The 22,149-nt window shown below is 64.2% G+C and carries 23 protein-coding genes; 14 read left to right on the forward strand and 9 right to left on the reverse strand.

The window, feature by feature from the left end; translation table 11 throughout:
- The first annotated feature begins 178 nt into the window (after positions 1 to 178).
- The 5 genes from HZZ16_RS02505 to HZZ16_RS02525 all read left to right on the forward strand — a co-directional run bounded on the left by HZZ16_RS02505 (position 179) and on the right by HZZ16_RS02525 (position 2,725).
- The gene (locus HZZ16_RS02505; protein WP_197946919.1) at positions 179 to 652 is read left to right on the forward strand and encodes a tellurite resistance TerB family protein; all 474 of its coding nucleotides are present in this window, start codon (positions 179 to 181) and stop codon (positions 650 to 652) included.
- Between the two features lie 2 nt (positions 653 to 654).
- On the forward strand, positions 655 to 1,017 hold the full coding sequence (locus tag HZZ16_RS02510) for a hypothetical protein (protein ID WP_197946920.1): 363 nt from the start codon (positions 655 to 657) through the stop codon (positions 1,015 to 1,017).
- A complete protein-coding gene (locus tag HZZ16_RS02515; RefSeq protein WP_197946921.1) occupies positions 1,014 to 1,649 on the forward strand; it encodes a TerC family protein in 636 nt (211 codons plus the stop codon). The genes HZZ16_RS02510 and HZZ16_RS02515 overlap by 4 nt, the downstream gene beginning before the upstream one ends.
- 31 nt (positions 1,650 to 1,680) lie before the next feature.
- On the forward strand, positions 1,681 to 2,259 hold the full coding sequence (locus HZZ16_RS02520; RefSeq protein ID WP_197946922.1) for a TIGR00645 family protein: 579 nt from the start codon (positions 1,681 to 1,683) through the stop codon (positions 2,257 to 2,259).
- Between the two features lie 202 nt (positions 2,260 to 2,461).
- Positions 2,462 to 2,725 (forward strand): hypothetical protein, encoded by a 264-nt coding sequence (locus HZZ16_RS02525; protein WP_197946923.1) that lies wholly within the window; start codon positions 2,462 to 2,464, stop codon positions 2,723 to 2,725.
- Positions 2,726 to 2,732: 7 nt separating this feature from the next.
- Here HZZ16_RS02525 and HZZ16_RS02530 read toward each other — a convergent pair whose 3' ends face one another.
- Positions 2,733 to 3,629 carry an alpha/beta fold hydrolase gene (locus HZZ16_RS02530; RefSeq protein WP_197946924.1) on the reverse strand — a complete coding sequence of 299 codons (897 nt, stop codon included), beginning with the start codon at positions 3,627 to 3,629 and terminating at the stop codon, positions 2,733 to 2,735.
- 180 nt (positions 3,630 to 3,809) lie between these two features.
- Here HZZ16_RS02530 and HZZ16_RS02535 point away from each other — a divergent pair, with 180 nt between their 5' ends.
- From HZZ16_RS02535 to HZZ16_RS02545, 3 genes are read left to right on the forward strand one after another with little or no spacing between them, the layout of a single operon-like run.
- Positions 3,810 to 5,198: a class II 3-deoxy-7-phosphoheptulonate synthase gene (locus HZZ16_RS02535; RefSeq protein ID WP_197946925.1), complete on the forward strand. Its 1,389-nt coding sequence runs from the start codon at positions 3,810 to 3,812 to the stop codon at positions 5,196 to 5,198.
- 4 nt (positions 5,199 to 5,202) lie between these two features.
- Positions 5,203 to 5,556 carry a diacylglycerol kinase gene (locus HZZ16_RS02540; RefSeq protein WP_197946926.1) on the forward strand — a complete coding sequence of 118 codons (354 nt, stop codon included), beginning with the start codon at positions 5,203 to 5,205 and terminating at the stop codon, positions 5,554 to 5,556.
- A gap of 22 nt (positions 5,557 to 5,578) precedes the next feature.
- The gene (locus HZZ16_RS02545) at positions 5,579 to 7,336 is read left to right on the forward strand and encodes an NAD+ synthase (RefSeq protein WP_197946927.1); all 1,758 of its coding nucleotides are present in this window, start codon (positions 5,579 to 5,581) and stop codon (positions 7,334 to 7,336) included.
- A gap of 25 nt (positions 7,337 to 7,361) precedes the next feature.
- On the opposite strand, the gene HZZ16_RS02550 is transcribed toward HZZ16_RS02545, so the two are convergent.
- From HZZ16_RS02550 to HZZ16_RS02570, 5 genes are all read right to left on the reverse strand, one after another.
- Positions 7,362 to 7,754, reverse strand: coding sequence for a cytochrome C oxidase subunit IV family protein (locus HZZ16_RS02550; RefSeq protein ID WP_197946928.1), 393 nt, complete (start codon positions 7,752 to 7,754; stop codon positions 7,362 to 7,364).
- Between the two features lie 9 nt (positions 7,755 to 7,763).
- Positions 7,764 to 8,486, reverse strand: coding sequence for a heme-copper oxidase subunit III family protein (locus tag HZZ16_RS02555; protein WP_027571656.1), 723 nt, complete (start codon positions 8,484 to 8,486; stop codon positions 7,764 to 7,766).
- Positions 8,487 to 8,500: 14 nt separating this feature from the next.
- Complete coding sequence (locus tag HZZ16_RS02560; RefSeq protein WP_197946929.1) at positions 8,501 to 9,205, reverse strand: cytochrome c oxidase subunit 3; 705 nt, start codon at positions 9,203 to 9,205, stop codon at positions 8,501 to 8,503.
- Entirely contained in the window at positions 9,202 to 10,980 is a 1,779-nt protein-coding gene (locus HZZ16_RS02565) for a cbb3-type cytochrome c oxidase subunit I (protein ID WP_197946930.1), read from the reverse strand. Before HZZ16_RS02565 ends, HZZ16_RS02560 begins: the two co-directional genes overlap by 4 nt.
- Positions 10,981 to 11,056: 76 nt before the next feature.
- On the reverse strand, positions 11,057 to 11,890 hold the full coding sequence (locus HZZ16_RS02570) for a cytochrome c oxidase subunit II (RefSeq protein ID WP_197946931.1): 834 nt from the start codon (positions 11,888 to 11,890) through the stop codon (positions 11,057 to 11,059).
- A gap of 525 nt (positions 11,891 to 12,415) precedes the next feature.
- Between HZZ16_RS02570 and HZZ16_RS02575 the strand changes: the two genes are divergently transcribed.
- Positions 12,416 to 13,321, forward strand: coding sequence for a DUF2189 domain-containing protein (locus HZZ16_RS02575; protein WP_197946932.1), 906 nt, complete (start codon positions 12,416 to 12,418; stop codon positions 13,319 to 13,321).
- 52 nt (positions 13,322 to 13,373) lie between these two features.
- Here HZZ16_RS02575 and HZZ16_RS02580 read toward each other — a convergent pair whose 3' ends face one another.
- Together HZZ16_RS02580 and HZZ16_RS02585 are read right to left on the reverse strand one after the other, a co-directional pair.
- Positions 13,374 to 14,555 carry a DUF2865 domain-containing protein gene (locus HZZ16_RS02580; RefSeq protein WP_197946933.1) on the reverse strand — a complete coding sequence of 394 codons (1,182 nt, stop codon included), beginning with the start codon at positions 14,553 to 14,555 and terminating at the stop codon, positions 13,374 to 13,376.
- Positions 14,556 to 14,706: 151 nt separating this feature from the next.
- Positions 14,707 to 14,988 carry a hypothetical protein gene (locus tag HZZ16_RS02585; RefSeq protein ID WP_197946934.1) on the reverse strand — a complete coding sequence of 94 codons (282 nt, stop codon included), beginning with the start codon at positions 14,986 to 14,988 and terminating at the stop codon, positions 14,707 to 14,709.
- 289 nt (positions 14,989 to 15,277) lie between these two features.
- Here HZZ16_RS02585 and cysS point away from each other — a divergent pair, with 289 nt between their 5' ends.
- The 4 genes from cysS (at position 15,278) to HZZ16_RS02605 (ending at position 19,370) form a co-directional block, all read left to right on the forward strand.
- On the forward strand, positions 15,278 to 16,660 hold the full coding sequence (gene cysS, locus HZZ16_RS02590) for a cysteine--tRNA ligase (protein WP_197946935.1): 1,383 nt from the start codon (positions 15,278 to 15,280) through the stop codon (positions 16,658 to 16,660).
- Between the two features lie 115 nt (positions 16,661 to 16,775).
- Positions 16,776 to 17,267, forward strand: a complete 492-nt coding sequence (locus HZZ16_RS02595) for a GNAT family N-acetyltransferase (protein ID WP_197946936.1) — start codon at positions 16,776 to 16,778, stop codon at positions 17,265 to 17,267.
- Positions 17,264 to 18,862: a citramalate synthase gene (gene cimA, locus HZZ16_RS02600; protein ID WP_197946937.1), complete on the forward strand. Its 1,599-nt coding sequence runs from the start codon at positions 17,264 to 17,266 to the stop codon at positions 18,860 to 18,862. Before HZZ16_RS02595 ends, cimA begins: the two co-directional genes overlap by 4 nt.
- Positions 18,863 to 18,992: 130 nt before the next feature.
- On the forward strand, positions 18,993 to 19,370 hold the full coding sequence (locus HZZ16_RS02605; RefSeq protein WP_197946938.1) for a VOC family protein: 378 nt from the start codon (positions 18,993 to 18,995) through the stop codon (positions 19,368 to 19,370).
- A gap of 10 nt (positions 19,371 to 19,380) precedes the next feature.
- Here HZZ16_RS02605 and HZZ16_RS02610 read toward each other — a convergent pair whose 3' ends face one another.
- On the reverse strand, positions 19,381 to 19,986 hold the full coding sequence (locus HZZ16_RS02610) for an LOG family protein (protein WP_197946939.1): 606 nt from the start codon (positions 19,984 to 19,986) through the stop codon (positions 19,381 to 19,383).
- A gap of 202 nt (positions 19,987 to 20,188) precedes the next feature.
- Between HZZ16_RS02610 and HZZ16_RS02615 the strand changes: the two genes are divergently transcribed.
- Entirely contained in the window at positions 20,189 to 22,147 is a 1,959-nt protein-coding gene (locus tag HZZ16_RS02615) for an ABCB family ABC transporter ATP-binding protein/permease (RefSeq protein ID WP_197946940.1), read from the forward strand.
- The last annotated feature ends 2 nt before the right edge of the window (positions 22,148 to 22,149 follow it).

Here is a 22,149-nt window from a genome sequence, read left to right on the forward strand (position 1 = left end):
AGAATCCGGGCCCCTCTGGCGAGGACGCCGACAATGTCGGCAAACCTCGTGATGTCGGATGACCTGTCCCGCGCGAATGCGATGGATCGGCCGATTGTCGGGCCCCTGTTTTGTTTTCTCCGACCATTCGTCCCCATCGCAGCTCCGTGCGGCCATTTCGCAAGTTAAGGGAGCTACGATGTCCGACGCCAAAACCTCAAATCCGATCGAGATCGAGATCACTGAACCGTCCAGCCTGAATGAGCAGGCCGCGGCCGCCGTGGTGATCGTGGGCGCGCTGGTAGCGGTTGCCGACCGGCGCGTCTCGCCGGTCGAACGCGACGAGGTGATCCGTTTCATCAGAGACCGCAAGCTGGCGCCGCACATCGCCGACGAACGGCTCTGTGCGATGTTCGACGAACTCGCCGAACGGCTCGAAGAGCCGGATTTCGCCAACGTCGTGATCGATACGCTGCGACCGGTTTCGAACCTGCCGCTCTCGTCGCATCTGGTGGAGCTGTCGGAGCGCGTTGCTGCCGCAGACGAGGACGTACATCCCCACGAAGTCCAGGCGATCAAATTGTTGCGCTTGCTGACGCTGGTGCTGCCGCGCGCGAGGCCGGTCGGGGCGAGTGCGTCGGGCCCCAAGCTGCAGGCCGCCTCGAGGGAGTAAGCATGAGCACGATTTCGAACGAGCGCGCCAGGCAAACCGAGGGGAACACCGACCAGATCGCCGGTGGAGACCCGCGCCTGGCCAAGCTCGTCGACCGCCTGCCGCCGCGCATGAGCGACACCCTGACCTATCTGCTCAAGCCGTCCAGCCGCTGGGTCAGGATCCCCTCGGGCACGCTGCTGGTCGTCGGAGGTGTGTTCTCCATCCTGCCGGTGCTCGGCGTCTGGATGCTGCCGCTCGGCCTCGCGCTACTCGCCGAGGACGTGCCTGCGCTGCGCTCCTCCCGTTCAAAGGTCTTCGACTGGATCGAGCGGCGCAAGCCGCATTGGCTCGATCCGTCGGCATCGAAGAATGATCAAACATGACCGAATTCATCACCGCCGAAGCGCTGACCGCGCTGTTCCAAGTCATCCTGATCGACCTCGTGCTCGCCGGCGACAACGCCGTCGTCATTGGTCTCGCCGCGGCGGGCCTGCCGGACGGGCAGCGCCGCCGGGCCATCATCGTCGGCATCGCGGCCGCCACCGCGCTGCGCATCGCGTTCGCCGGCGTCGCGACCCAGCTCCTGCAGATCATCGGCCTGCTGCTCGCCGGCGGCGTGCTGCTGCTTTGGGTGTGCTGGAAGATGTGGCGCGAGTTGCGCGAGCACTCTGCGCATTCGCGGCAGCTCGCCTTCAGCCATGGCGGCGCGGAAGCTGCGCCGGTGCAGGGAAAGACCTTCGGCCAGGCGGCGGTGCAGATCGTCGCGGCCGACGTCTCGATGTCGCTCGACAACGTGCTCGCTGTGGCGGGCGCCGCGCGCGAGCATCCCTACATCCTCATCTTCGGCCTGCTGCTGTCGGTTGCGATGATGGGCGTCGCCGCCGATCTGCTCGGCCGCGTGCTCCAGAAGCATCGCTGGGTCGCCTATGTCGGCCTCGCCATCATCATTTACGTGGCTTTCGAGATGATCTATCGGGGCTCGCTCGAGCTCGCACCCGTCATCGCGAGTCTCTGAGCGCATGCTGCTTGCTACCCCGGAGTGATCAATGACGCCTGAACCCAAAGCACCTTCGGCCGCGCCGCTGCCGCCGGTCGGCTTGTTTCCGAAGCTGATCTTCGGCTCGCGCTGGCTGCAACTGCCGCTCTATATCGGCCTCATCGTCGCGCAGGCGGTCTATGTGCTGTTGTTCCTGAAGGAGCTCTGGCACCTGGTCCTGCACTCGTTCGACGCCAGCGAGCAGCAGATCATGCTGGTCGTGCTTGGGCTGATCGACGTCGTCATGATCTCGAACCTTCTGATCATGGTGATCGTCGGGGGCTACGAGACCTTCGTCTCCCGCCTGAACCTGACCGGCCATCCCGACGAGCCGGAATGGCTCAGTCACGTCAATGCCAGCGTGCTCAAGATCAAGCTCGCGATGGCGATCATCGGCATCTCCTCGATCTCGCTGCTCAGGACCTTCATCGAGGCCGGCAATCTCGGCACCACCCGCAGCAATTTCACAGAAGGCGGCGTGATGTGGCAGGTGCTGATCCATCTGACCTTCATCTTCTCGGCCATCGGCATCGCTTGGGTCGACCGCCTCAGCGACAACGGCCATCACAAGGAGGCCGGCCACGGCTGACGCAACCGGCCACCCAATACCTCCCGAGCGGCCAATCCTGAGCCCGCCCGATCGTCTCGTCGGGCGGGCTCTCCTTCGAGATCGATAAAATTGTCTGCAATCCGTTCAGCGCGGGCAAACCCTCCGGACAAGAGACCCGGCGCCTTAAACCAGGCCTTTGGAACCGATCTGCATCCTGCCCGCAAAAGGGCAGGGCATCAGCATGACAATTCTCAGGGAGATCGTCGCAGCGGTCGCGGGAGTCTACGCGCTCCTGCTGGTCTGTGACGCATTGTTCGGCGTAGGCGAGGCGCGCTTCGACGACGCTTATTACCGCGCCAGCTTCTACGCACCGCGGCCGAAGGAGTTTCGGTTCGCGAGCGACACGCCGCCGGCAGTCCGCGTCAGCGACGCCTTCGCGCAGTTCGCACCTGGCGACGCCAAGCCGAACCGGCGCTACTCGTCGCTGACGACGATCATCCGCTGACGCAGCCTCATTCCCCCTGAATCCATTCCGCGACGCCGCGCCACAGCGTGTCGCGGTGCTCGGGGCGGAAGAAGCCGAAATGGCCGATTTCCTTGGCGCCGACGTCGGACGGTTTGACCATCAGCACTTCCGGCTTGATCGCAGTGAATCCGCTCGCGAGCAGCTCGACCGCGGGCCGCGTCGCCCAGGGATCGTCGGAGAAGCATAGCGCGCGGAGCTCGCCTTTGAACTTGGCGAAGTTCTCCAGCGCCGGCAGCTTTGAATCGAACAGATAGCGCGGGCTCGAGACCCATTCGGTCCATTGCAGGAAGACGCCCTTGGGCAAATCCTCGCCGATACCGGCCCAGCCCGGTGCGTAACCGAGTGCATGGGCCAGCGGCACGCCGACAAAATTCATGAAGGCGTAGACCCGGTATTTTTCCGGCGAGGTCATCAACCGCCACGTCGCGGCCTGCGAGGCCACCAAGGCGGCGCGCGAGATCTCGCTGTTGTTCGCGATCAGCCCGAGCGCCTGGCCGCCGAAGGAATGGCCGATATAGGCGAGCGGCAGGGCGTGATAGCGCTCGCGCATCCAACTGACCGCGGCGGTGACGTCGAGCGCGGCCCAGTCCGACATCGAGGCCTTGAAGCCGACCAGCGATTTCGGCCGGTTGTAGCCGACCATCGCCGGCAGGCGGGAATCGCCGATGCCGCGATAATCGTAGGTCAGCACCGCGCAGCCGCGATGGGCGAGGTAGGAGGCAAAGCCCCGATAGATCTTTCGCGGCACGGCCGTCGCCGAATTGATCACGACGGCATGGCGCTTGGCGCCGCGCGGCAGGAACAGGGTGCCGGTCAGGGCATAGCCGTCGGCCGCCGGGAAGCTGATCTGGTCGATGAAAACGTCATCCAGTGCCGCGCCCATGGCGGTCGGTATCCTCCGGATTCCTTGAGCCTGCCCAAGCAAATGCGAATTCGGCTTTGGCCGCAAGGGTTTGCGCTGCGAAATGGATTTACAACTGGCGGGGCGTGTCCGGCCTGTGTATAAGGCGGCCCTCGCAACCCCTAGATCAGGTTGTGGTTTTTGCTTCACGGAGAGATTGCGATGTCCGAGCGGTGGACGCCCGAGTCCTGGCGCAGCAAGCCGGTGCTACAGGTGCCCGAATATCCCGACGCCAGGGCTTTGGCCGACGTCGAGGCGCAGCTTGCGACCTTTCCGCCGCTGGTGTTCGCAGGCGAGGCGCGCAATCTGAAGAAGGCCTTGGGCCGCGTTGCGGCCGGCGATGCCTTCCTGCTGCAGGGTGGCGACTGCGCTGAGAGCTTCGCCGAGCACGGCGCCAACAATATCCGCGACTTCTTCCGCGTGCTGCTGCAGATGGCGGTGGTGCTGACCTATGCCGGTGCAGTGCCGGTGGTGAAGGTCGGCCGCATCGCCGGCCAGTTCGCAAAGCCGCGCTCATCGCCGACCGAGAAGGTGAACGGCGTCGAGCTGCCGAGCTATCGCGGCGACATCGTCAACGACATCGCCTTCACCAGAGAAGCGCGCATTCCCGATCCGCAGCGCCAGCTGATGGCCTATCGCCAGTCCGCCGCGACGCTGAACCTGCTGCGCGCGTTCGCCACCGGCGGCTTCGCCAATCTCGGCAGCGTGCATCAATGGATGCTCGGTTTCCTCAAGGATAGCCCGCAGTCACGCCGCTACAAGGAGCTGGCCGACCGCATCTCGGACGCGCTCAACTTCATGCGCGCCTGCGGCCTCGATCTCGAGAGCCATCCGGAGCTGCGTGCCACGGATTTCTACACCAGCCACGAGGCGCTGTTGCTCGGCTACGAGCAGGCCATGACCCGCGTCGATTCCACCACCGGCGACTGGTACGCGACCTCGGGCCACATGCTCTGGATCGGCGACCGCACCCGCCAGCTCGATCACGGCCATGTCGAATATTTCCGCGGCATCAAGAATCCGATCGGGCTGAAATGCGGTCCCTCGCTCAAGGTGGACGAGCTGTTGAAGCTGATCGATGTGCTCAATCCCGACAACGAGCCGGGCCGGCTGACGCTGATCGGCCGCTTCGGCTCCGATAAGATCGGCGAGCATCTGCCGAACATGATCCGCGCCGTGAAGCGCGAGGGCCGGGTGGTGGTCTGGTCGTGCGATCCCATGCACGGTAACACCATCACCTCGACGTCCGGCTACAAGACGCGGCCGTTCGACCGCATCCTGTCCGAGGTCAAGTCGTTCTTCGCGGTCCATGCCGCCGAGGGCACCCATGCCGGCGGCGTGCATCTGGAGATGACCGGCCAGGACGTCACCGAATGTCTCGGCGGCGCCCGCGCGATCACGGACGAGGATCTCAACGACCGCTACCACACGGTCTGCGATCCCCGCCTCAACGCCGAACAATCCATCGATATGGCGTTCCTGGTCGCGGAGCTGCTCAAGCAGGAGCGCGCCGGCAAGACCCAGCCGATGCCGGCCGCAGCGGGGCTGTAAGACCTTGCTGCGGATCTGGAAGGCCACGATCAATTCCCGCAACGGTATGGCCTTTGCGTTCCGCTCGGAACAGGCCATCCGCGAGGAAATCTTTGCCCTGATCCTCTCGGTGCCGTTTGCCTGGTTCATCGGCGCGACCGCGATGCGCGCGGTGGAATTGGTGTGTTCTGTCGCGTTCGTGCTGACGGTCGAGCTGCTCAATACCGCGATCGAGAAGCTCGCCGACAGGCTAACCATGGATCACGACAAGCAGATCGGCCGCGTCAAGGACATGGGCTCGGCCGCTGTCGGCGTTGCGCTCTTGATGACCGGCGCGTTCTGGATCATCGCCGTCATCGAGCGATTGGGGTTCCTGTAACTCGGGATCGGATAGAGCGGCCATGACCGAACGTCTGGACACATTCGCGGTCACGCTCGCCCAGCTCAATCCGACCATGGGCGACGTGGAAGGCAATGCGGGCAAAGCGCGCGCGGCCCGGGCGCAGGCCAAGTCCGACGGCGCCGATCTCGTGCTGTTTCCGGAATTGTTCATCGCCGGCTATCCCCCGGAAGACCTGGTGCAGAAGCCCGCCTTCCAGGCCGCCTGCCGCGCCGCGATCGAAAGCCTCGCGCGCGAGACCGCCGATGGCGGGCCCGCGATGCTGGTCGGCACGCCCTGGGTCGAGGAGGGCAGGCTCTATAATGCCTGCGCGCTGCTCGATGGCGGCCGCATCGCGAGCCTGCGTTTCAAGTGCAACCTGCCGAATTACGGCGTGTTCGACGAGAAGCGACTGTTTTCCCGCGGCCCTGCCGCCGGTCCCGTCACCGTGCGCGGCGTCCGCATCGGCGTGCCGATCTGCGAGGACATCTGGCTGGAGGAGTCCGAGGACTATGAGAACGTGGTCGAGACGCTGGCCGAGACCGGCGCCGAGATCATCCTGGTGCCGAACGGCTCGCCTTACGCCCGCGACAAGAACGACGTGCGCCTGTCGGTCGCGGTGGCGCGCGTCACCGAGAGCGGGCTGCCGCTGATCTATCTCAACCAGGTCGGCGGCCAGGACGAGCTCGTCTTCGACGGCGCATCCTTCGCGCTCAATGGCGATCTCTCGCTCGCGGCGCAGCTGCCGGCCTTCGAAGACAGCATCGTCACGCTGCGCTTCAGCAGAAACGGCGACGACTGGCGCTGCACCGGGCCAATCGCCGAACTGCCCGAGGGCGACAAGGCCGACTACGCGGCCTGCGTGCTGGGCTTACGCGATTACGTCGCCAAGAACGGCTTTCCCGGCGTGCTGCTCGGCATTTCCGGCGGCATCGATTCGGCGCTCTGCGCGGCGATCGCGGTCGACGCGCTCGGCGTCGACCAGGTACATGGCGTGATGCTGCCTTACCGCTACACCGCGCCGCATTCGATCGCGGATGCCGGCGAGCTCGCCGGCCATCTCGGCATCCGCTACGAGGTGCTGCCGATCGCGGAAGCCGTGACCGGGTTCGAGACGATCCTGTCCGGCATCTTCAAGAATCTGCCGCCCGATATCACCGAGGAGAACCTCCAGGCCCGCACCCGCGGCACGCTCCTGATGGCGATCTCCAACAAGACCGGGCTGATGGTGGTGACGACCGGCAATAAATCGGAGATGTCGGTCGGCTACGCCACGCTCTATGGCGACATGAACGGCGGCTTCAACCCGATCAAGGACATCTACAAGACGCAGGTGTTCCGGCTGGCGCGCCTGCGCAATTCCTGGAAGCCGGAAGGCGCGCTCGGCCCGGCCGGCGAGGTGATCCCGCCCGACATCATCACGCGTCCGCCGACGGCCGAGCTGCGCGAGAACCAGACTGATCAGGACTCGTTGCCGCCTTACGAGGTGCTCGACGCCATCCTTGAACGTCTGATCGAGCGCGAGGAGCCGCTCGACCAGATCATCGCCGCCGGCTTCGACCGCGAAACGGTGACCCGGATCGACCATCTGCTCAACGTCGCCGAATACAAGCGCCGCCAGGCCGCGCCTGGGGTGAAGGTGACGCCGAAGAATTTCGGCCGCGACCGCCGCTATCCCATCACCAACCGCTTCCGCGACAAGGGCCAGCCGTTGCCGGCGACGGATGAGGCGCTGGTGTCACGTGGAAGCACGGCGCCAATCGACGCATTCGAGGGGTGAAGCCCAGCTTGAGCGACCGCGGGCGCTATGACGGGGTTGCGAAAAACAGCACCCTTAGTAAGTGCGTATATTCGGATTCGAGCACCATGATCGCCACGAATACCAACACCGCCACCGGCGGCAGCAGGATGGCATAGGCCAAGGCCAGCCGCTCCCAGGCCATGTGCATGAAGACGGCGACGATCAGGCCGGCCTTCAACATCATGAACAGCAGGATCAGCGACCACCTCAGATAGCCGTGCAGGCCAAAGTAGTCGACGAGATAGGAGCACGTGCTGAGGACGAACAACCAGCCCCAGACCACGAGGTAGAGCTTGATCGGGTGCTGTTGCTCCTTGGCATGAACGGCTCCCGTTGCGACTGCGCCATGCGCCGGCGCGTGGAGCTGTCCTTCCATGTGTACCGCCGCGTTGGTCATGCGCCCACCTCACCAAAGATAGAAGAATGCAAAGATGAACACCCACACGAGATCGACGAAGTGCCAGTACAGGCCCGTGATCTCGACGATCTCGTAATACCCCTTGCGGCTCGTGAAGAAGCCGCGCCTCTCGACGTCGAAATCGCCGCGAAAGACCTTCCGCGCAATGGCGATCAGGAAAATCACACCGATCGTCACATGGGTGCCGTGGAAGCCGGTGATCATGAAGAAGCTCGCACCAAACTGCGGCGCACCCCATGGATTGCCCCAGGGCCGAACGCCCTCCATGATCAGCTTGGTCCATTCGAAGGCCTGCATTCCGACGAAGGTTGCGCCGAAGGCTGCAGTGACCAGCATCAGGATTGCGGTTCTCACGCGATCGCGCCGGTAGCCGAAATTGACGGCCATCGCCATCGTACCGCTGCTGCTGATCAATACAAACGTCATGATGGCGATCAGGATCAGGGGAATGTGGTTGCCCCCGATATTGAGGGCGAAGACCTCGCTGGGATTCGGCCACGGTACGGTCGTCGACATGCGCGCCGTCATGTAGGAGAGCAGGAAGCAACTGAAGATGAAGGTGTCGCTGAGGAGGAAGATCCACATCATGGCCTTTCCCCAGGACACGTTCTTGAAGGCGCGCTGATCGGACGCCCAGTCGGCGGCGATGCCGCGCCAGCCTTCAAGCCGCGCAGGCGATTGGCCTGGATTTGTCAGCACGGTCTCAGCCATCTGGTCTCGCCTCCCTAGCTCAGCAATTGGCGGCAGATGTTGACGAAATCGTCGGTCCAGCCGGTGAGAAGACCGAGCAGGACAAGCCAGACCAACAGCAGGAAGTGCCAGTAGATGGCGCAGAGCTCCACGCCCAAGCGCATCTCGGCGATGTCGGCGCCGCGCCACATCTTGGCTGAGGTTCGGGCCAAGGCCACCAGACCGCCCGTCAGATGCAGCCCGTGCACTGCGGTCAACAGGTAGAAGAAGGAATTCGCCGGATTGGACGCCACGAAATATCCGGCAGCCCCGAGCCGCTGCCAGGCCAGGAGCTGTCCGGCGAGGAAGATCACGGCAGATGCTCCGCCCGCGAGCAGACCGATGACGACGCCTTCAGTATCCTGTCGGCGCGCGGCCGCGTACGACCATTGCAGCGCGACGCTGCTCACGACCAGGACGCCCGTGTTGACCCACAGCAGCCGCGGTACAGGCAGCGGCCGCCAGTCCACCACGCTCATCCGCATCGAGTAGGCGCTGATGAAGAGCACGAACAATGCGCTCGCGACAGCGAGAAACACGCCAAGTCCGACCTTCGCTGCCGGCCAGGTCATGGCATCGCTGCCAGGGAAGTCACCGGCCGGGCCTTCCTCCAGCCAGGGCTTGGCCGTCAGGCGCTGCTGCGACAGCCACCATCCGGCGATCACCGCAAGCACAGCCAGGAACAGGATGACGGCGCTCACGAAGCAGCTCCCTGAGCGAGCTGCGTCGCGCGCGGCGGCTGGTTCTGCGGAATGAAATCCTCCGCGGCGCCGGGCACACTGTAATCATAGGCCCAGCGGTACACGACCGGGAGCTCCTTGCCCCAATTGCCGTGCCCTGGGGGCGTCTCCGGCGTCTGCCACTCCAGCGTCGTCGCCCGCCACGGATTGCCGCCTGAGGCCTCACCCTTGAACAAACTCCAGGCGAGGTTGAACAGGAACACCATCTGACTGAAGCCGACGGTCAAGGCCACCACGGAGATGAAGGCGTTCAGTGAATGGGCCGAGGACGGGATGAACGTCGCATCCCCCAGTTCGAAATACCGGCGCGGGACCCCGAGCAGTCCAAGATAATGCATGGGGAAGAAGATCAGGTAGGCGCCGAGGAAAGTGACCCAGAAGTGAAACTTGCCCAGGGCCTCGTTCAGCATCCGCCCCGTGACTTTTGGGTACCAATGATAGATCGCGCCGAGCACGACCATGATCGGCGCCACGCCCATCACCATGTGGAAATGCGCGACCACGAACATGGTATCCGAGAGGGGCACGTCCACGACGACGTTGCCGAGGAAGAGGCCGGTGAGCCCGCCGTTCACGAAGGTGATGATGAAGCCGAGGGCGAACAGCATCGGCACCGTGAGGTGAATGTCGCCGCGCCACAGGGTCAGCACCCAGTTGTAGACCTTGATCGCGGTCGGGATTGCGATGATGAGCGTCGTGGTGGCGAAGAAGTACCCGAATTGCGGGAACATGCCGCTCACATACATGTGGTGCGCCCATACGATGAAGCTGAGCGCGCCGATGGCTACGATCGCCCAGACCATCATGCGATAACCAAAGATGTTCTTGCGCGCATGCGTGCTGATCAGATCGGAGACGATACCGAAGGCGGGCAGGGCGACGATGTAGACTTCGGGATGGCCGAAGAACCAGAACAGGTGCTGGAAGAGCAGCGGGCTGCCGCCGCCATATTTCGAAAGCGTGCCCATCTCGACGAGGGCGGGCATGAAGAAGCTGGTTCCCAAGAGACGGTCGAGCAGCAGCATGACCGAGGCAACGAACAGGGCAGGGAATGCCAGCAGCGCCATGACGGTCGCCGTGAAAATGCCCCACACCGTCAGGGGCAGGCGCATCAAAGTCATGCCGCGCGTGCGCGCCTGCAACACCGTGACCACATAATTCAGCCCGCCCATGGTGAAGCCGATGATGAACAGGATCAGGGACGCCATCATGAGAATGATGCCCCAATCCTGCCCGGGCGTTCCGGAGAGGATTGCTTGCGGCGGGTACAGCGTCCAACCGGCGCCGGTGGGGCCGCCCGGCACGAAGAATGTCGAGGCAAGCACCAGGACTGCGAGCAGGTAGACCCAGTAGCTCAGCATGTTCACATAAGGGAAGACCATGTCCCGGGCGCCGACCATCAGCGGGATCAGGTAGTTGCCGAAGCCGCCCAGGAACAATGCGGTGAGCAGGTAAATCACCATGATCATGCCGTGCATGGTGATGAATTGGAGGTACTGATTGGCATCGATGAAAGAGAAGGTGCCGGGGAATCCCAGTTGCAGCCGCATCAGCCACGACAGCACCAGGGCCACCAGCCCGATGGCCGTGGCGGTCAGCGAATACTGAATGGCGATCACCTTGGCGTCCTGCGAGAACACATACCGTGTCCACCAGCTCCGCGGATGATAGAGCTCGACCTCAGGTACTTCGGCAGGCGGGATGCCGCGGATTCCTTCATATGGAATATCGACCATAGAGACCTCCTCGGTCGTTTCCATCGGGGGTGAGGCGTTGGCCTCTTGCGCCCGATCTGTCTCCGGCGGCAGCTTGCTACTTGCCGCCGGATTGGTACGTCGCCCTCACGACGGCTCTTGCCGGCGATAATTCTGCGAACGTTTTTTGTTGCTCCAGCCAAGCGTGATATTCACCCTCTTCGTCGACGATGACCTTGGCCCGCATCTGATAATGAGCAGCGCCACAAAGCTCCGCACAGAGAACATCGAAAGTTCCGGTTCGGATAGGCGTTATCCAGAAATAGGTCACCATGCCTGGAACCATGTCCATCTTGGCCCGGAATTCGGGCACGTAGAAATCGTGCAGGACATCAACCGAGCGGAGGAGAACCTTGACCGGCTTTCCGACTTGAAGGTGCAGGTCGCCGTTCTCGATCACGACATCGTCCTGCGCGTGCCGGTCGTCACGATTGAGCCCCATCGGATTGTCGGAAGCGATGTTGCGGACATCCGATGTGCCCAACTGCCCATCCTTGCCCGGAAGGCGGAAGCTCCACTGCCATTGCTGGCCCATGACCTCGACCTCAGTGGCATCCGCAGGCACCGTCACGAACTGGTGCCAGACCACGAGTCCGGGCGCCAGCATGGCCGCGACGCCGACGCCGGTCCCGACGCTCAGCCACCATTCGAGCCTTTTGTTTTCCGGATTGTAGTCAGCCCGTCTTCCCTCTCTGTGGTGAAAGCGGAAGACGCAGTAAGCCATGAAGGCGATCACGGCGACGAAAACAAAGCCCGTGATCCAGAACGTGATGTTAATGGTGTGGTCGATATAGGCCCAGTTCGTGGCGATCGGCGTCCACCACCACGGGCTGTAGATGTGAAACAGCACCGAGCCGATCGCGACCAGAAGCAGTATCAGTGCGACAGCCATCCTGATCCATCCTTGCCATTGAAGGCTACGGATACCAATCCAGGGCGGAGCTCATGTCTGTCGCGATGGCTGGCCTTTCTTGGCATATGCCATCGCCGGCCTCTTGCCTCGCCCATTCCACTGATCGCGAAATCGAGAGAACGCTCGCGACCATCAACTCTAAGGGCGTCTCAAGTCTAAAATGATACCAGCCTAATCCGGCGTCAATAGAGCAATGTGGGTGCCCGAATTGGTGTGATTGCCCTGCTGGCAAACCGACAAGCCATCAGGTGCGGATGCTCGGTTTGGGTGATGCAACGCACAAATCCATGCTGGTGCGCAATTCACCCAACCGTGAGTGCAGCCGCGCTCCGCGCGCGCTAAGCTTGGCCGGCAGGTCGCGACGGGTTCCGTCCGGCCAGGCTCGGTTGCTGAACCTGGGTTGCCGTACCGACCCATCGCGTTTCCTGCTCGTCAGGCGGACACGCGTGGCTGAAGAGCGCGTGTCGTCGAAAACCGCGATTTTCAGCACGGGAGGGTCCGTACATGGCCACTCTGTACTCCCACGACATCAGGCGGCACGCATTCGGTGAAGCGGCCTCCTACCCCATTCGCAAGATCAGCTTGTCCGACTTGACCGAGGTCCTGCGCCTGGGTTGGGAGGATTTCCAGGCGATGCCGAGCCACGCGATCGTCGTGTGCCTGATTTATCCCGTTCTCGGTGTCGTCCTGTTCAGGATGGTGCTCGGCTATTCGGTGCTGCCGCTGCTGTTTCCGCTGGCCGCCGGCTTTGCCTTGATCGGTCCTTTTGCCGCTGTCGGTCTCTACGAACTCAGCCGTCGTCGCGAGCGCGGCGAGGAGGTCGAAGCATGGGATGCGATCAAGGTGCTGCGCGCACCGTCGTTCGGCGCCATGGTGGAACTCGGCGTGCTCCTGCTGGTCCTGTTCGGGGCCTGGATCGGTGTCGCGAACGCAATCTATGTCTCGATCTTCGGTCACGCTGCGGCCGCAAGCATTCCGGACTTTGCAACGCGCGTGCTGACGACACCCGAAGGCTGGTCGCTCATCATCATCGGTTGCGGTGTCGGCTTCCTGTTTGCGGTTGTGGCATTGTGCGTCAGCGTCGTGTCATTTCCGTTGATGCTGGACCGTCATGCGACCGCGATCGACGCGATCCGCACGTCGCTCCGAGCGGTGGCGGCGAATCCGGTTGCGATGGCCGGATGGGGCCTCATCGTGGCGGCGCTGCTCGTGATCGGCTCGCTGCCGCTCTTCGTCGGTCTCGCCGTCGTTCTGCCGGTGCTCGGTCATGCCACCTGGCACCTCTATCGGCGGGTGGTCGAGCCCAATCCGAACCCACCGGACGCACCGACGGCGCTCCCGAAGGGCAGGCGCTACGCGGCAGACTTTCCGGCCAATCTCTTCCCGTGGAGCCGCGAGCGCGAGCCGTAACAGCGGAACGGCCGCGCTGGGACGCCTGCGCGGAGCATGACAGAGCGACGGCCTACTTCTGCTGCTGCGGCAGGAAGGTCGGGCCGACCGAGCGGATCGGCTTGTTCTCCGACGAGGTCGTGGGGGCTGCATCCGCCGGCGTTGCAGCCGGTGCCGTCGCCGCGGTCGGTGTCGGCGCTGCGCCGGCCGCGCCCTTCTTGGCATTGGCAGGCGGCGTGCCCTTGTTGAGCCGCTGCTGCTGCATCTTCCTGGCGCTTTCCTCGGTGACGATGATGTCACCCTGCTGCTCGACGCTCGCCTTGTCGTCGGCCGATTTCAGCGCATCCGCCCAGGTCTGCCCTGCCGCCTTGCAGGAGCAGGACGGGTTGAACTCGCTGCGGAATTTGAATGCGGTCGGCAGCGCCGTGTAGGGCTGGCCGCCGATCGAAACCGCCGCGTTCATGTCCTCGCCGGGATTGCGATGGGTATAGAGCACGGCTTCAGCGGCCGGGCACAGCGCCTTGCAGGTCTTCTCATCGTCGGGAAAGCGCGCCGGCACGGTGGCAAAGGAGATCGGGAAATAGGCGCCGTCGCAGGTGCGCACGCAGACGGTGCGGAAGGTGCCGGATTGCGGGCCGAGATCGGAGGGCGGCATGACTTGCGGATTGTTCGGGTTGTTGCCGCCGAACAGACTGGTCAGGAAATTACCGCCGCCTTGGGACTGTGCGGCATTGGCATATTGCGGGCCGCAATTGTTCTGCGCCAGCGCCATCAGCACCGAGCGGCGCTGGTTGTCGCGCTCCGGGCTGGCACCGGGACCGCCGCGCAGCCGCTCGAGACTGCCGGTGATCTGGTCCAGATTGGCGCGCATCTGCTGGATCTGGGTGTTGACCGGGCCGCACTGCGCCGACTGGCCGTTGAACAGCGAGAAGAAGCCGGAGGAATCGCAACCCATGCGCTTGGCCTGCATGGTGACGCGATCAAGCTCGGCCTGCTGCTTGGCCTGGGAATCCTGGTAGCGGCGGATCTGCTCTTCGCGGGCGGCATCACCTCCGCCGCCGCGATCGAGCGCGGCGAGCTGGGCTTCCAGGCGCACGCACATCGGGTTCGGTCCGAGCCCGTTCTGGCTGGGCTGGGGCGGCGGGCCGGCCTGCGCCAACGCGCCATTGGCGAGCACGACGTTGCCGAGGAGCACGGTGCAGGCAAGGAGGGAGCGGGCACGGAGGAGAGAGAAGAATTCAGGCATATCCGCCATTCTAGCGAGGTCACGGCCCGGCGTAATTGTCCAAGTGACGTCCCAAGTGGGTTGGGGGCCGAAGCGCGCCCTCCCAATAGCCGCTTCCTGCGGCATCGTCACGTCGTTTCAGGGGCCGAACCGGTCTAAGGTCCGCCGGCTCCGAGGGAATTCAGCGCTGGCAGGTGATTGCGACATATTCGTCGCAATGGCCATGGGAGCAGTTTGTGCCGGTTTTGGGGACAGAGCCGGTAATTTCGTCGGGATCGACCCGGCGATAGCTTGATGCCTTCGCAAAATCTCGTGACTGGCAATAGGTGTGCGCGGCGGAGGCGCCGCATGTGTCGCCCTTGGCCAGGCACTGGTCGGCGATGATGAAGACGCGGGTCTCGGCGCACGCGGGAGGAGCTGCAAGGAGCGAGGCGCCGAAAATAAGCGCGAGCAGGGATCGCATGAAAATACCGGGTCAAGAAATTGGAGAACCGCAGGTTCCAGAATGGCCTCAAATGGTTAGGGGATCATGAACCCTTAAGGCCGGCCGCGCCCCTTGCGGGGGCAAAAACGGCATTTTCGCGGCCCTTGACGCCAGGGCCCGTGGTGGCCCATATGTGACCGCATGAACGGTCTCCTCGCCATTTGCGCCATTTGCCGCGAGATTACGAGCTAGCGATTCGCTGGCTGGAGCCGTCTTTTCTCAAACACATTGAGAGCCTTGGACGCCCGGCCGAGAGGGATGGGTTGTCATGGAATTGCGTCTTTACGATACGCTGAGCCGGGAAAAGCGCACCTTCGTGCCGCTCGATCCGAACAACGTCCGCATGTATGTCTGCGGACCGACGGTCTATGACTTCGCCCATATCGGCAATGCGCGGCCGGTGATCGTGTTCGACGTGCTGTTTCGGCTGCTCCGCCACACCTACGGCGAGGCGCATGTCAAATATGTGCGCAACATCACCGACGTCGACGACAAGATCAACGACCGCGCCGCGCGCGATTTTCCCGGCCTGCCGCTGAATGAGGCCATTCGCAAGGTCACGGAGCAGACGGGAAAACAATTTCACGCCGACGTCGATGCGCTCGGCGCGCTTCGGCCGAGCGTCGAGCCGCGCGCCACCGAGCATATCAGCGAGATGCGCGAGATCATCGAGCGGCTGGTCGCCGGTGGCTTTGCCTATGTCGCCGAGGACCACGTGTTATTCTCGCCGCAGGCGATGAACGCGGCCAATTCCGCGCTGCCGCGCTATGGCGCGCTGTCGAAGCGCTCGCTCGACGAGATGATCGCGGGCGCGCGGGTCGATGTTGCGCCCTACAAGCGCGATGCGACCGACTTTGTGCTGTGGAAGCCATCGAAGCCCGGCGAGCCGTCCTGGCCGTCGCCATCAGGCATCAAGGCGGAGGGGCGTCCGGGCTGGCATATCGAGTGCTCGGCGATGGCCTGGAAGCATCTCGGCGAGCATTTCGACATCCACGGCGGCGGCATCGATCTCGTGTTTCCGCACCATGAGAACGAGGTCGCGCAGACCTGCTGCGCGTTCCACCGCGAGCGTATGGCGAACTATTGGATGCATAACGGCTTCCTGCAGGTCGAGAGCGAGAAGATGTCGAAGAGCCTCGGCAACTTCATCACCATCCACGAGCTGCTCGGGGATTGGCCGGGTGAGGTGCTGCGCCTTAACATGCTGAGGACGCATTACCGTTCGCCGATCGACTGGACCATGAAGTCGCTCGAGGAGAGCGCCAAGACGCTCGACGACTGGTATCGCGTCGCGGCCGATGTCGCGCCCGGCGAGCCGGCTGCGTCGGTGGTCGAACCGCTGCTCGACGACCTCAATACGCCGCAGGCGATCGCGGCGCTGCACGGCCTGCGCGGCAAGGATATCGCGGGTCTTGCGGGCTCGTTGCGGCTGCTCGGATTCCTCTCCGAGAGCGCGGCGCAGTGGGAAGGACGCAAGCAGCAGGCGAGCGGGGTCGACGCCAAGGAGGTCGAGCGCCTGCTCGCGGAGCGGACAGCTGCGCGTGCGCGCAAGGACTTTGGGGAGTCCGACCGCATCCGCGATCTGCTTGCTGCAATGGGCGTTGCGATCAAGGACTCCAAGGAAGGCACGACCTGGGAGATCGCGCGATGAAGCGGCCCGACACGCCATTTCCGCGGCACTGGCTCTATTACATCGCGCTGAAGATCGCGCTGCTCGCCGGCGCGGTGGCGATCGTGCTCAAGCTCTATGGGATGTGGTGAGGACGATGGGACAGACTTTGCCAAAGCCCGCGCTTAGGCCTTTCCTGCCGGCGGATGTGCCGATCCTCGCCGCGATCTTCGCCGCCAGCATCGAGGAATTGACCGGCGACGATTATAGCGAGGCGCAGCAGGAAGCCTGGATGGCGGCGGCCGAGGACGAGGAGTTCGGCAAGCGGCTCGCGTCCGACCTGACGCTGATCGCGACGCTGGAGGGCTCGCCCGTCGGCTTCGCCTCGCTGCGCGGCAACGATCACATCCGCATGCTCTATGTGCATCCGGCCGTGGCCGGGCAGGGCATCGCGACCATGCTGGTCGACGCGCTGGAGAAGCTCGCCGGCAGCCGCGGCGCCCAGAGTTTATCGGTGGATGCGAGCGATACCGCGGAGGGCTTCTTCGCCAAGCGCGGCTACACCGCCCAGCAGCGCAACAGTGTCACTGTGAACGACGAGTGGCTCGCCAACACCACCATGAAGAAGACGCTCGGAGCGGGGCAATGAGCAAGCAGCGTCTCTATCTGTTTGACACCACGCTGCGCGATGGGGCGCAGACCAACGGCGTCGACTTCACGCTGGCCGACAAGCAGGTCATCGCGGCGATGCTCGATGACCTCGGCATCGACTATGTCGAGGGCGGCTATCCCGGTGCCAACCCGCTCGACACGGAGTTCTTTGGCTCCAAGCCCAAGCTCAACCATGCACGCTTCACCGCCTTCGGCATGACGCGCCGGGCGGGACGGTCCGTGTCCAACGATCCCGGCGTCGCGGGCCTCTTGGAAGCGAAGGCGGACGCGATCTGCTTCGTGGCGAAGGCGTCGGCCTATCAGGTGCGCGTCGCGCTGGAGACCACGAAGGAAGAGAACCTCGCCTCGATCCGCGACAGCGTCGCGGCGGCGAAGGCCGCCGGTCGCGAGGTGATGCTCGATTGCGAGCATTTCTTCGACGGCTACAAGGAAGACGCCGCCTTTGCGCTCGCCTGCGCCAGGGCCGCCTATGAGGCCGGGGCGCGCTGGGTGGTGCTGTGCGACACCAACGGCGGCACCATGCCCGATGAGGTCGAGGCCATCGTCAGAGACGTGACGAGGCACATCCCCGGCGATCACGTCGGCATCCACGCCCATAACGACACCGAGCAGGCGGTGGCCAATTCGCTCGCCGCGGTGCGTGCCGGCGCGCGGCAGATCCAGGGCACGCTGAACGGGCTCGGCGAGCGCTGCGGCAACGCCAATCTCTGCTCGCTGATCCCGACGCTGAAGCTGAAGCCAGGTTTTGCCGACGCTTTCGAGATCGGCGTCACCACGGAGAAGCTGGCGACGCTCGTCAAGGTGTCGCGGACGCTCGACGACATGCTCAACCGCGTGCCGAACCGGCATGCGGCTTATGTCGGGGAGAGCGCCTTCGTCACCAAGACCGGCATCCATGCCTCTGCCGTGCTGAAGGATCCGCAGACCTACGAGCATGTGTTGCCGGAGCTGGTCGGCAATCACCGCAAGGTGCTGGTTTCCGACCAGGCCGGGCGCTCCAACGTCATCGCCGAGCTCGACCGCGCCGGTATCCCTTACGAGAAGAGCGATCCGAAGCTGACGCGTCTCGTCGAGGAATTGAAGGAGCGCGAGGCGGCCGGCTATGCCTATGAATCCGCCAACGCTTCGTTCGAGCTCCTGGCGCGCCGCACACTCGGCAAGGTGCCGCATTATTTCGAGGTCGAGCAGTTCGACGTCAACGTCGAGCAGCGCTACAACGCGCTCGGCGAACGCGTCACGGTGGCGCTCGCGGTGGTCAAGGTCGACGTCGCCGGCGAGCATCTGATCTCGGCCGCCGAAGGCAACGGTCCCGTCAACGCGCTCGACGTCGCGCTGCGCAAGGACCTCGGCAAGTACCAGAAATTCATCGAGGGCTTGACGCTGATCGACTATCGCGTCCGTATCCTCAATGGCGGCACCGGCGCGGTCACGCGCGTGCTGATCGAGAGCGAGGATGAGAACGGCGATCGCTGGACCACGGTCGGCGTGTCCCCGAACATCATCGACGCCTCGTTCCAGGCGCTGATGGATTCGGTGATCTACAAGCTGGTGAAGTCGGGGGCGCCGGCGTAAGGTGACGGAGGCGCTGCAAGCGCCGTCATTGCGAGGAGCGAAGCGACGAAGCAATCTAGACTGCCTCCGAGGATGCATTCTGGATTGCTTCGCTTCGCTCGCAATGACGAGGGGAGGGAGCACGGCCGCCATGATCGACCACATCTCCGTCGGCGTCGGCGATCTCGATCGCGCCGCAAGATTCTACGAAGCCGCGCTCGCCGCCCTCGGCCTCACGCGCCTCGTCACGCGGCCGCGGACGGTCGGGTTCGGCAAGGCCTATCCGGAGTTCTGGATCAACTTGCGCGAGGGGATGCCGCGTGTCGCGCCGGAGAGCGGCGTGCACATCTGCCTGCGGGCAAGAACCACGGCCGAGGTCGATGCGTTTCACGTAAGCGCGCTGTCCGCTGGCGGCGCCTCCGACGGCGCACCGGGTCTCCGGCCGCACGATCGCGTGCGCTATTACGCCGCCTTCGTCATCGACCCCGACGGTAACCGGATCGAGGCGGTGACGTTTCCGCAGGAATAGGAAAGGCGGCCTACAGGCGCCGGGCCACGTCGGGCGCGAGATCGCGCTGATCGTCGGGAATCTGCGCCGCCGCGGCGCGCAGCCGTGGGATGATCTCCTCGACCTTGTCCGCCTTCAGGATATCGACGGTGAGGCCGGCGCGGATGAACTGGGTCTGCCGCATGTGGGCCACCAGGGAAAACAGCGGCTCCCAGAAGCCGTCGACATTGGCGAGCAGCACGGGCTTGGCGTGACGGCCGAGTTGCTGCCAGGTCAGCTGCTCCACCAGCTCCTCCAGCGTGCCGAGCCCGCCGGGCAGGGCCACGAAGGCGTCGGAGCGCTCGAACATCAGCCGCTTGCGCTCGTGCATGTCGGGTGTGACGACCATCTCCTGCACGCGCGTCAGCGCATTCTCGCGCATGCGGAGGAAGTCGGGAATGATGCCGGTGACCATGCCGCCGTGATCCAGCACCGAGGTTGCGACCGCCCCCATCAGGCCGAGCGAGCCGCCGCCATAAACGAGGCGGATCTTGCTTTCCGCCAGCGCTCTGCCGAGCGCCTTCGCCGCTTCAATGAAGTTGGGATTTGTTCCAGGGCCGGAGCCGCAATAGACACAGACGGTTTTGATCGTGCTCATTGGTGCCATGATGCATTGCAGCGAAGTGGCGTCAAGCCCAAACGGTGATTCGATACTTCCGGGAATTTACCGGTAAATCGCCACAAACAATCCAGGATTCGCCATCTGGCGGGGTGCGCGGCCATCGGGAAGGCTCTATATGACGGGCGAAAATCGTTAATCGCAGTTGCGCCCGCACCCCGGCGGGCTTCCAGGTTTCTTGATGGACCAACCTCAATCGTTCGACGGCGCCGACGTTCCTGATCCTTCCGTGGCAGGACCGCAGGCCGGGGCCACGCTGATGGGCACGCTGGCACATCTGTGGCCCTACATCTGGCCGGGCGACCGTTTCGACCTGAAGATGAGAGTGGTCTGGTCGCTGGTGCTGCTGCTCGCCGCCAAGCTGATCACGCTCGCCGTGCCGTTCAGCTTCAAATGGGCGACGGATGCGCTGACCGGCGCCAACACCGCGCCGGTAGCGGCCGACAATTGGCATCTCTGGGTGATCGCCTCGCCCTTGCTGCTGACCGCAAGCTACGGCGTGATGCGCATCCTGATGGCGGTGCTGACGCAATGGCGGGACGGCATCTTCGCCCGCGTCGCCATGCATGCGGTGCGCAAGCTCGCGACCCTCACCTTCATCCACATGCACGAGCTGTCGCTGCGCTTTCACCTCGAGCGCAAGACCGGCGGCCTCACGCGCGTGCTCGAGCGCGGCCGCGAGGGCATCGAGGTCATCGTGCGCATGGTGATCCTGCAGCTGATCCCGACCATCGTCGAGGTCTCGCTGCTGCTGGCGGTGCTGCTCTGGCAATTCGACTGGCGGTACGTGGTCGCGACCCTGATCACGGTCACGCTCTACATGTACTACACCTACGTCGCGACCGAGTGGCGGATCGGCATCCGCCGCAAGATGAACGATTCCGACACCGAGGCGAACACCAAGGCGATCGACTCGCTGCTCAACTACGAGACGGTGAAGTATTTCAGTGCCGAGGCGCGCGAGGCGCAGCGCTACGACAGATCGGTCGAGCGCTACGAGGAGGCGAGCGTCCGCACCTACACCTCGCTCGCGGTGCTCAATACAGGCCAGGCGGTGATCTTCACGCTGGGCCTGACCGCGACCATGCTGATGTGCGCGATCGGCGTGCGCAACGGCACCAACACGGTCGGCGATTTCGTGCTGGTCAATGCCATGATGATCCAGCTCTACCAGCCGCTGAACTTCATGGGCATGGTCTATCGCGAGATCAAGCAGGCGATCATCGACATCGAGAAGATGTTCGGCGTGCTCAGCCGCGAGGCCGAGATCAAGGATGCACCTGGCGCGAAGCCGCTGGTCATCTCCGCCGGCACGGTGCGCTTCGAGGACGTGCGCTTTGCCTATGAGTCGACGCGCCCCATCCTCAAGGGCATCAGCTTCGAAGTGCCGGCCGGCAAGACCGTTGCCATCGTCGGCCCCTCCGGCGCCGGCAAGTCGACCATCTCGCGGCTGCTGTTTCGACTCTATGACGTCTCCGGCGGCAGGATCCTGATCGACGGCCAGGACATCCGCGAGGTCACGCAGGCCAGCTTGCGCGCATCGGTCGGCATGGTGCCGCAGGACACCGTGCTGTTCAACGACACTATCCGCTACAACATCCGCTACGGCCGTTGGGATGCGGCCGATGCCGAAGTCGAGGAGGCCGCGCGGCTGGCGCAGATCGATGACTTCATCCGCATGGCGCCCAAGGGTTACGAGACCCAGGTCGGCGAGCGCGGCCTGAAGCTGTCGGGCGGCGAGAAGCAGCGCGTGGCGATCGCGCGCACGGTGCTCAAGGCGCCGCCGATCCTGGTGCTCGACGAGGCGACCTCGGCACTCGACACCCACACCGAGCACGAGATCCAGGGGGCGCTCGACCGCGTGGCGAAGAACCGCACCTCGCTGGTGATCGCGCATCGGCTTTCCACCATCGTCGGCGCCGACGAGATCATCGTGCTGGATCAGGGCCGCATCGCCGAGCGCGGCACTCACGCCAGCCTGCTTGCGCAGGGCGGGCTCTATGCCAGCATGTGGAACAGGCAGCGCGAGGCCGAGGAGGCCCGCGAGAAGCTGGCCAAGATGGCCGACACCAATGCCGCGCCCAACCGGGAGCCGCCGCCGGTCGATGATAACCTGACGACACCCGCGGCGGCGGAGTGACC

The sequence above is a fragment of the Bradyrhizobium glycinis genome (genome assembly GCF_016031655.1).
GTDB lineage: Bacteria > Pseudomonadota > Alphaproteobacteria > Rhizobiales > Xanthobacteraceae > Bradyrhizobium > Bradyrhizobium glycinis.